Raw genomic sequence first — 9,182 nt, 5'->3', positions numbered from 1 at the left:
GAGCCAACGACATGCCCGCACTCACCGCCTAACCCACCGGATCACGCAGCACTACACCACTTCCCGGGACTTGACCCACCTGCTCACAGCTTCACCGCAAACCCACAGGTACTGCCCAGCGTTTCGGGCATTGGTAGGTAGGTGAACGGTAGGTAAACTGCTCGTGAACTATCGGGGCCCTGGCATTGACGCTGACGGACCGCAACCTCGGGAGGTGGCAGATGCCGAACTTGCCGGCTGTAGCTCTGGACAGCACTGTCGATCCCGCAGACCGGGTAAGTGCGATTGACTTCATCAACCGGGTCAACTTGCTGTTCGACGCCTGGGATATCGATGCGATGGTCGAAGCGTTCCTCCCGGATAGCGTCACGTACCACACCCACGGCGTCAATCGTGGCCGGGAGGAAATGCGGCGCTTCTTCCAAGAGATGTACCCGTACAGCGTCGCTGGAGTCAGTCGCATCGCAACCAACCCGATCGTCGATCGCGACGGCGACGGGGTGATCGTTCGCTATCACAACCTCCTGATTCGCTATGCGGCCGAGGCGGCCGGGCCCAGGGTGATCAGAGGCGACGTGCCCGACGGTCCCGATGATCTGCCCGCGATCTGGGTCTACTCCGCCATGACGGACCGCCTGCGCCGGACCGACAGCGGGTGGCGAATTTTCGAACGCCACATCGGGAAGACGACGATGAACGACCGGCTACGCCCCATCCTGTCGGGCCGGGGCTATATGGATCCTTACCTGCCACGGGCAGCATCGTGGTGAGCTGCCCGGCGCAGCTGGTGCGATTCAGCCGATGCGCAGCGGCAACCTCTTGAGCGCGAAGGTCTTCGCCGGGAAACTGATCTCAGGTACATAATCAGGCACCAGCGTGAACTCGGGGATTCTCTTAAGCCATTCGGCGATGATCACGGTCAATTCCATGCGAGCCAAATGAGAGCCCAAACAACGGTGTGGTCCGCCGCCGAATCCCCAATGCCGGTGCACCTTGCCGTCCATGACCAGCTCGTCGGTGGACATCGCGTCGCTGCCGTCGCGATTGACGGCGGCCATGCACAACCGCACATGCGACCCCGCGGGTAGCGTCATGCCGCCGACGACGACCATCTTGGTGGTCACCCGCGGCGCCACCGGTGCCGATGGCTCCAACCGGACGATCTCTTCGATGAAAACCCTGATCTGTTTTGGGTTATCGCGCAGCATGGTGCGCAACGGCGGCCTGCGCGCCAGTTCCAGAAGCGAGAACCCTATCGCCGACGTCACGGTGTCCAAACCCGCGAGGATCAACAGGTGGCTCATGCCCAGCACCTCGAGATCACTGAACCCGCCCTCGCCGGTCATCACTTGAGACAACATGTCGGTGCCCGGGTTCTGCCGGCGCTGCTTGACCGCGTCGACAAGGTAGTCAAAGAGCTCCCGCGCCGAGGTGGCTTCTGCCTCGGTTGGATAGGGCGAGTCGTTGATGATGGCGTCTTTCCAGGCGATCAGCCGGTCACGATCGTCCAGCGGCAGACCGTAGAGATCGAGGAACACCTGAAATGGATACACATTGGCGAGGTCCGCCATCACCTCGCACTCGCTGCGCTCGGCGATGGCCTCGATCATGGCAACCGCATGTTCGCGCAGCAGCGGCAGCGATTTACTCAACCCGTGCGGGCTGAAATACGGCTGCAGGATTTTGCGGTAACGGGTGTGCTCCGGCGGGTCGAAGGCCAGCGGCACTACCGGCAGCGGACTGCCCGGCGGTTGGAGCGCCAATCGTGATGAGAAGACCTTGGGGTTACGCAGCGCCGCGAGCACGTCCTCGCGGCGGGTGAGGTAGTAGAAACCGTTCATGAACACCACCGGTCCGGCATCCCGGAGGATCTTCCACCCGACACCGCGGTCGGCCTCCATCGGCAGCGAGTAGTAGTCAAGTCGCGGTAGGTGGAAACTGCCCCCCGCGCCGTCGTACACGGTGCTCATACCCACATAGTTCCCGTCGTCTTTACTTTCGTTTCACGCCGCCCTCCGCAGCCGCGCGACAGTCAACATCGTATGCGCGCACGTTCATCCCCTACCGTGTCGAGAGACTCCGGTCGACAGGCAAAGCGTCTTCTAGAATCAATGTGGTGCGCGGCCACGAGAGGATAACCGCATGAGAGTTCGTCTCGAACAATCGAAATGCGTTGGGCATGCACAGTGCTATGCGGTGGACCCAGACCTTTTCCCGATCGACGAATCCGGCTACTCAATCCTCGAAGAACATGAGGTGCGGCCTGAGGACGCGCAGTTGACTCGTGACGGGGTGGCAGCCTGTCCGGAGATGGCGCTTATTTTGGAAGAGGATTGACGCCACGGTCCTGGCGGGACTCACTCGGGCTGCAGGTCACCTTCCCACTGGGATTGTGGAAACCGGCCCCGTAGGGCGCTGAGCAGGCGGTGAATTTCGTCGATGCGTGAATGGATTTGCCCCAGATGCCTTGTCGGCGGAGTGCTGCCGATCTCGTGTTGCTGATCCATTGAGTCCGCCATCCGGTATGCCAGTTGATGTAGCTCGGCGACCTCGGCTTGCGGAATCCTCTCGAATAGCCGCGCCTGGGCTACCTCAGCCGGCCGCATGGGGTGCGCCAGCATGCTGGCCGCTCCGAGCGTCCGGTGACCGTTGGTAAGTTTCGGCGGCAGGCAGACGCCGCTATACGCGATGGGCGCAGTCCCCGGCCCTCGTTCGCTTGGGTGATTTCGCGACAATGCGAGAGAACCCGATGGCTCCACGGGCTGCGTCATGTGACACTCCTAACCCGAACCCCGACCGTTCACCAAGCTGCAACCTACTCGCCTACCGGCCGAAATCCCTAGGTCCTTGAGATCGTTCCCAACTGTTCATGTTTGGGTCACGGTCACGATACTTTCGACGCGATGCATTCACCTTCGTTGTCCGCCTCACCATGCGACCGCCGCGTGCGTCGTGTAGAAGAGTCTGATGGACGATCCGGCCCACCGATCGATTGATCCTTCGACGCTGTGCGAGGCGATGGCCCGGCGGTTGTATCGCCGATCGGTGGCCTCGGGCCAGATCACACTGCCGGCCGTCCCCGCGATGATCGACGAGTACCTGAAGATGTGTCACAACGTCTTTGCCGGATTGGGAGTGGAGGTCACCGCCGACCAATTCGACCAGCTGAAAACGGTTTTGGTGGAGCAGCTGGCGCAGGCCTACACGGCCTCCTCGCGTTCCAACATCGTCATCTCGTACCACGTGCCGTTCGGTACCACGCTGCACTACCGCGTCCAACCCGAATTGTCGACGATCGAGAACGAGTACGACCACTGGGTCGCAACTCGTGAGGGACCGCTGTTCGGCAGCGAACCAGACGCGCGAGTGTGGGTTTTGGCCGGCGAAACACCCGATCCCACAAGCTATCCGGTGCTCGACGTCGGCGCCGGAACCGGGCGCAACTCCCTTGCGTTGGCGCGCCGCGGCCACCCGGTGGACGCCGTCGAGTTGAGCCCGAAGTTTGCCCAAATCATCCGCTACGAAGCCGAACAGGAATCACTCAATGTACGCATCATCGAGGGTGATGTCTTTGAGACCGCGGATGGTCTGCGCACGGATTATCAGCTGATTGTCCTCTCCGAGGTAGTGCCCGACTTCCGGACGGCACAGCAGCTACGCGCCATGTTCGAATTGGCCGCCAAGTGCCTGGCTCCTGGCGGGTGCTTGGTGTTCAACGCCTTCGTGGCCCGCAATGACTACACCCCTGACGACGCCGCGCGGGAATTCGGACAGCAATGCAACACAATGATTTTCACCCGCGACGAGATGACGGCCGCAGCGGACCGGCTGCCTCTCGAGCTCGTCGCCGACGACTTCGCCTACGAGTACGAGAAAACCCATCTGCCAGAAGGGGCTTGGCCGCCCACCGGCTGGTACGAGAATTGGGCCAACGGCCTCGACTTGTTCGACGTCGGACCTGAGGAATCACCGATCGAGTTGCGCTGGCTCGTCTACCAGCGTCGCCCGTAGCGTCAGCCGGCGAACGGCGGACGTGACATCACGGTGGGGCGGAACCCGTATCGGGGCGCCGAACCGCCGGCGTGTCCGGCACCCGCACCGGCCAGCGGCATCCCGCCCAACAGGTTTCCGGCACCGCCACTTTCTGGTGCCGCGGCGACGCTGCTGATGGGCATCGGCGCGTGCGGGGCCGTCAACGGGGCTCCGCCGAGCCAAGTGGGCGGTACCGACAATCGACCGACCGCGCCCGCGTTGCCCAAACCCGCCGACACCGCCGCCGGCGCGCCGCCCCCGGTGCCGCCGCCCAGCAGGCCACCGAGCGCGCCCAAACCTCCGGCCGCCTTGGCGGCACCGCCTGCGGCTGCGGGTGCAGACCCTCCGATCAAACCCACCGTTTTGGCCACTTGCACAAAGTTGTTGCCCATACCGACGCTGAAGTACGGCAGACCCTCGGTGTTATACAGGAAGCCCCCGTAGGGCGCCCACGCGTTTACCAGACCCGACAGCGACGTGGGGTAGGTCGACTGCCCCGACAGGAGCTGCCAGATTCCGAGGAACGGGTCTGTCGTGGTTGACGAGGCGGTGGAAGCCGGCGTCGCGAGGCTTTGCAGCGCGGTCGGCACCGAGGATTGCACCTGAGCCAGAGTCGACTGCGCGCTGGTGCCCGACGCAGTGCCGACGGCGTTGGTCACCGCGGCGGCTTGAATGGCCTGCCCGGCCGGGTTGGTCGTCTGCACGGGGGCGGCGAACGGCGTTACCTTCGTGGCGGTCGCCGCCTGGCCCGCGTAGCCGTACATCGCAGCGGCGTCCTGGGCCCACATCTCGCCGTATTGCGCCTCCAGCTGCGCGATCGCCGGAGTGTTTTGGCCGAGAACGTTCGTGGCGACCAGCTGGGCCGTCTGGGCGCGGTTGGCCGCGATGAGCGGCGGAGGCACCGTCGCCGCGAACGCCTGGTCATATGCGGCGGCGGCCGCCCGGGCCTGGGTGGCCGCCTGCTCGGCCTGCACGGCGGTGGTCTGCATCCATGACACATACGGGGCCGCGGCGTTGGCCATCGACGTCGACGCCGGCCCCATCCATTCCTCACTGGCCAGCCGTGTGATCACCGTGTCGTAGCCGGTGGCGGCCGAATTTAACTCAGCCGCCAGGCCATTCCAGGCCGAGGCGGCGGCCTGGAATGACGACGATCCCGGCCCGGCATACATCCGAGCGGAATTGATCTCCGGCGGTAACGCCCCGAAATCCAGCACTACAACCCTCCTCAGCCAGCCGCGACTGCGTTGGCGGCCTCGGTGGCCGCATACGATCCGGCGCTGGTGCCCAGGGTGTTCACGAACAACTCGTGAATCGCTGCAGCCTGCGCACTCACAGTCTGGTACATCTGGGCGTGCGCGGCGAACTGCGCTGCGGTCAGCGCCGACACCTCGTCGGCCGCCGCGGGAACCACACCGGTCGTCGGGGCGGCGGCGGCGGCATTTTGAGCGGTCACCCCCGAGCCGATACCCGTCAAGTTGGCAGCGGCCGCCGACAACGCCTCGGGCTGAGTGGTCACGAAGGACATGCGGTTTCCTCCTCAAGAACCGTAAGTCTCAACGACGTTCAGAAATGTCGTTCGGTGGTTAGGTTAGTTGGCCTGCGCCTTGCTGCGCGTTCTCCACGCCAACTGTTCATTCCCGGATCACCAGTGTTCACCCATCGGTATCGGTTGTTCATCCGCAGTTACGCTTACCGTCCACTTCAATGGCTGCTACCTGCACGAATCCGCCGAATGTGCGCTGGTGATCGACACGTTGCAGACGCTGGGCGGAGGTGCCGCCGTCCCCGCCGGTCGCGGGTAAAAATCTCGTCGCGGATAAAGCCGGTGGCGGGTTGACGTCGGTTGGTTATCCGGAGGACGGTGGGCGTGTCAGCACGCTGTAGCGGAACCCGTAGCGGTGGGTGAAGCCACCCGCGGTGCGTCGGCCCGCGCCCGAGAGCGGCATTCCGCGCAACAGCCCGGCCGGCGCGTTCTTCTCCGAGGCGGCACCGAGGCTGCTGACCGAGGACAACGTGGCCGCCTGGTTCGTCTCGGCCGCACCGGCCGCCCAACCGGGCGGCACCGATAACCGGCCAATGGTTTCCGCCTGGCCCAGATTGGCCAGCACCGGCGAGCTGCCACTGCTCATGCCTCCGCCCAGGCCGGCAAATTGCGGCGTCGGGTACCAGGCGCCGCCCGAACCGGCCGTCGTTCCCCCGGGACCAAATGTCAGCTGCTGGGCGATCGAGGTCAAAAACGAGGAGATCCCCATCGGGAAATATCCCGCAATCCCTGTGGTCTGTTTAAGCAGTGTGGTGTAGTTCGCGGTGGTCAGTGCGGGGCCGGTACCGAAGGGTGCGGGAAGAAACGACGACAGCAACGAGCTGGACGTCGACGCCCCGGTCACTCTCGATGTCGACGAAAGTTGTTGCAGCGCTCCAGGTACCACGGAAGCGGAGGCCAGTTGTGAGGTGGTCGACGCGGCGCCCTGCGCGGAGGTTCCGGCCGGGGTGGCCGCCGCCTTGGCGACCGCCACGGCTTGGGCGTCCAGCCCCGCCGGGTTGGTGGTGTGCGTCGGCGGTGTGAACGGCGTCACCGCCGACGCGGCCGCCGACGCGCCCGCATACCCATACATCGCCGCCGCGTCCTGGGCCCACATTTCCATGTATTGGGCTTCGGTGGCCATAATCGCCGGGCTGTTCTGCCCGAAAAAGTTCGTCGCAACCAAGGCCATCAACAACGCCCGATTCGCCGCGATCACCGGCGGGGGCACCGTCATCGCAAACGCCGCCTCATACGCGGCCACCGCCGCCCTGACCTGATTAGCGGTCAACTCCGCCTGCGCGGCAGTCGAGCTCAGCCACGACACATACGGCGCAGCCGCCGCGGTCATCGCCATCGCCGCCGGCCCCACCCAGGGCCCACCGGTCAGCTCCGAAATCACCGAGTTGTAGCCGGTGGCAGCCAAATTCAACTCTGCCGCCAGCCCATCCCAGGCCCCCGCCGCAGCCAACAACGGCCCCGGGCCCGGACCCGCATACATCCGACCCGAATTGACCTCCGGCGGCAACGCCCCAAAATCCAACAATTGACAGCCCCTACGTCAGCTAGCCGCGACCGACAGGGTGTCAAAACCGAATTTTGCAATCGCTAAACGAAATTCTCTAGCCACGAATTGGATGTGCCTTCTTCTCAACAATGTTCAGCGTCAACGCTATTGAGCAATTACTCCCCGATTGCCAATAGTGCTTCTCGCTGACATTAGATGGCCATCGCTCGGCAGCGCGCGGTCAAGGTGATGTTCGTCCCCGGACAACTAGCGTCGTCTTGGTTCACCCGCCCTTTACGCCAGCCCGCCGGTCGTCAGCACACACGACAGCGGCAACCTGCGCAAACACAGCGAGACACCTCCACCACGAGCTGATTACGGTGCCAAAATCGGGTGCAGGCTCGCGTGCCGATGCGAGTAAAAATCTCGGCGCGGATAAAGCCGATCATCGCACGCCCAGCATCGGCCCGTGATCGCAGATAGTCACGGGCCGAAACGCTATCCGGCGGAGGGTGGGCGTGGCATGACGCTGTAGCGGAAGCCGTAGCGGTGGGTGAAGCCGCCGGCGGTGCGTCGGCCCGCGCCCGAGAGCGGTATTCCGCGAAGCAGGCCCGCCGGCCCATTTTTCTCAGCCGCGGCGCCGAGGCTACTGACCGAGGACAAAGTGGCCGACTCGTTGGCCTGTGCAGCACTGGCGGCCCAGCTCGTCGGCACCGACAACCGCCCGATCGATTCCGCCTGACCTACACCGGCGGCTACCGGCGAGCTGCCACTGCTCATGCCTCCGCCCAGGCCGGCAAATTGCGGCGTCGGATACCACGCGCCGCCCGAACCGGCCGTCGTTCCCCCGGGACCAAACGTCAACTGCTGCGCGATCGAGGCGAAAAACTGCACGACACCGGTCCCGAAATACGCCTGCAGGGTTCGCTTGAGGATCGTATCGAGGTTCGCCGGGGTAAGCGCGGGGCCGGTGCCGAAGGGTGGTGGCAGAAACGACGACAGCGACGACGTGGGCGATGTGGTCGACACCGGCGATGATGAGAGTTGTTGCAGCGCTTCGGGAACCGCCATCGACGAGACCAGGTGGGGGGTCATCGATTCGGTCGTCTGTGCCGAAGTGCCCGCCGGCGTGGCGGCGGCCTTGGCCACCGCCGCGGCCTGCCCGGCCACTCCGGTGAGGTTGGTGGTCTGTGGCGCTGGGGTGAACGGCGTCACCCTCGAGGCGGCCGCCGACGCGCCCGCATACCCATACATCGCCGCCGCGTCTTGGGCCCACATTTCCATGTATTGGGCTTCGGTGGCCATAATCGCCGGGGTGTTCTGCCCGAAAAAGTTCGTCGCAACCAAGGCCATCAACAACGCCCGATTCGCCGCGATCACCGGCGGGGGCACCGTCATCGCAAACGCCGCCTCATACGCGGCCACCGCCGCCCTGACCTGATTGGCGGTCAACTCCGCCTGCGCGGCAGTCGAGCTCAGCCACGACACATACGGCGCAGCCGCCGCGGTCATCGCCATCGATGCCGGCCCCACCCAGGGCCCACCGGTCAGCTCCGAAATCACCGAGTTGTAGCCGGTGGCAGCCAAATTCAACTCTGCCGCCAGCCCATCCCAGGCCCCCGCCGCAGCCAACAACGGCCCCGGGCCCGGACCCGCATACATCCGACCCGAATTGACCTCCGGCGGCAACGCGCCGAAATCCAGCACTACATCCTCCCCAGCATGCCGCGAACGCCGTCGCCGGCCCGCGGTGCGGTCAAGAATCGGTCATGAGCCTTAGAGCCGGGTGCCTGATCGATATCGGCCCACGAAGCGCGGTGTGTGCTCACAGCGGAAATGCGCTTTCTTCCCTCGGTAACCCTCAGAGTCAACAACATTGAGCACGGATGCTCGTCACTGAACAGTCGCTCGTTGGTGAGATTAGATGGCCGTGTCGCGGATAGCCGCCTCGGACGCCAACTATTCATTCCCGGACAACTACTGTTCATCCGCGAACGACAATTGTTCATCCGCTGTTAGATTGTCTTGACCGGTTAGGACTAGCGAGTTCACGATGCGTGCAGCCCGCATTCGATTTTGCCGGTGCCTTGCCAGCGTCCGCTGCGTGGATCGGCACCC

9 protein-coding genes are annotated in these 9,182 nt (G+C 64.4%); 3 read left to right on the top strand and 6 right to left on the bottom strand.

The features are described from left to right. The first annotated feature begins 221 nt into the window (after positions 1 to 221). A complete protein-coding gene (locus AWC14_RS26905; protein ID WP_045384660.1) occupies positions 222 to 770 on the top strand; it encodes a nuclear transport factor 2 family protein in 549 nt (182 codons plus the stop codon). A 24-nt stretch (positions 771 to 794) separates the two neighbouring features. On the opposite strand, the gene AWC14_RS26900 is transcribed toward AWC14_RS26905, so the two are convergent. Next, positions 795 to 1,970, bottom strand: a complete 1,176-nt coding sequence (locus AWC14_RS26900) for a cytochrome P450 (protein ID WP_045384659.1) — start codon at positions 1,968 to 1,970, stop codon at positions 795 to 797. Positions 1,971 to 2,142: 172 nt separating this feature from the next. Here AWC14_RS26900 and AWC14_RS26895 point away from each other — a divergent pair, with 172 nt between their 5' ends. Continuing rightward, complete coding sequence (locus tag AWC14_RS26895) at positions 2,143 to 2,337, top strand: ferredoxin (RefSeq protein WP_045384657.1); 195 nt, start codon at positions 2,143 to 2,145, stop codon at positions 2,335 to 2,337. Between the two features lie 20 nt (positions 2,338 to 2,357). Here the strand turns inward: AWC14_RS26895 and AWC14_RS26890 are convergent, their stop codons facing one another. After that, complete coding sequence (locus AWC14_RS26890) at positions 2,358 to 2,621, bottom strand: hypothetical protein (RefSeq protein WP_045384655.1); 264 nt, start codon at positions 2,619 to 2,621, stop codon at positions 2,358 to 2,360. Positions 2,622 to 2,967: 346 nt separating this feature from the next. Here AWC14_RS26890 and AWC14_RS26885 point away from each other — a divergent pair, with 346 nt between their 5' ends. Further along, positions 2,968 to 4,011 (top strand): class I SAM-dependent methyltransferase, encoded by a 1,044-nt coding sequence (locus tag AWC14_RS26885; protein ID WP_045384653.1) that lies wholly within the window; start codon positions 2,968 to 2,970, stop codon positions 4,009 to 4,011. 2 nt (positions 4,012 to 4,013) lie between these two features. On the opposite strand, the gene AWC14_RS26880 is transcribed toward AWC14_RS26885, so the two are convergent. The 4 genes from AWC14_RS26880 to AWC14_RS26865 all read right to left on the bottom strand — a co-directional run bounded on the left by AWC14_RS26880 (position 4,014) and on the right by AWC14_RS26865 (position 8,771). Beyond that, positions 4,014 to 5,246, bottom strand: a complete 1,233-nt coding sequence (locus AWC14_RS26880) for a PPE family protein (RefSeq protein ID WP_057003586.1) — start codon at positions 5,244 to 5,246, stop codon at positions 4,014 to 4,016. A gap of 14 nt (positions 5,247 to 5,260) precedes the next feature. Next, positions 5,261 to 5,560, bottom strand: a complete 300-nt coding sequence (locus tag AWC14_RS26875; protein ID WP_045384651.1) for a PE family protein — start codon at positions 5,558 to 5,560, stop codon at positions 5,261 to 5,263. A 322-nt stretch (positions 5,561 to 5,882) separates the two neighbouring features. Beyond that, positions 5,883 to 7,103, bottom strand: a complete 1,221-nt coding sequence (locus AWC14_RS26870) for a PPE family protein (RefSeq protein WP_045384650.1) — start codon at positions 7,101 to 7,103, stop codon at positions 5,883 to 5,885. Between the two features lie 459 nt (positions 7,104 to 7,562). Further along, positions 7,563 to 8,771, bottom strand: coding sequence for a PPE family protein (locus AWC14_RS26865; RefSeq protein ID WP_045384648.1), 1,209 nt, complete (start codon positions 8,769 to 8,771; stop codon positions 7,563 to 7,565). Positions 8,772 to 9,182 lie beyond the last annotated feature (411 nt).

Source organism: Mycobacterium kyorinense (assembly GCF_002101735.1).
GTDB classification, from domain to species: domain Bacteria; phylum Actinomycetota; class Actinomycetes; order Mycobacteriales; family Mycobacteriaceae; genus Mycobacterium; species Mycobacterium kyorinense.
This window is presented reverse-complemented; position numbering and strand designations above follow the sequence as displayed.

Coding starts and splice junctions, on each gene's coding strand:
- AWC14_RS26875 (WP_045384651.1), bottom strand. CDS start 5,560: ATGTCCTTCGTGACCACTCAGCCCGAGGCGTTGTCGGCGGCCGCTGCC.
- AWC14_RS26900 (WP_045384659.1), bottom strand. CDS start 1,970: ATGAGCACCGTGTACGACGGCGCGGGGGGCAGTTTCCACCTACCGCGA.
- AWC14_RS26905 (WP_045384660.1), top strand. CDS start 222: ATGCCGAACTTGCCGGCTGTAGCTCTGGACAGCACTGTCGATCCCGCA.
- AWC14_RS26885 (WP_045384653.1), top strand. CDS start 2,968: ATGGACGATCCGGCCCACCGATCGATTGATCCTTCGACGCTGTGCGAG.
- AWC14_RS26890 (WP_045384655.1), bottom strand. CDS start 2,621: ATGCTGGCGCACCCCATGCGGCCGGCTGAGGTAGCCCAGGCGCGGCTA.
- AWC14_RS26895 (WP_045384657.1), top strand. CDS start 2,143: ATGAGAGTTCGTCTCGAACAATCGAAATGCGTTGGGCATGCACAGTGC.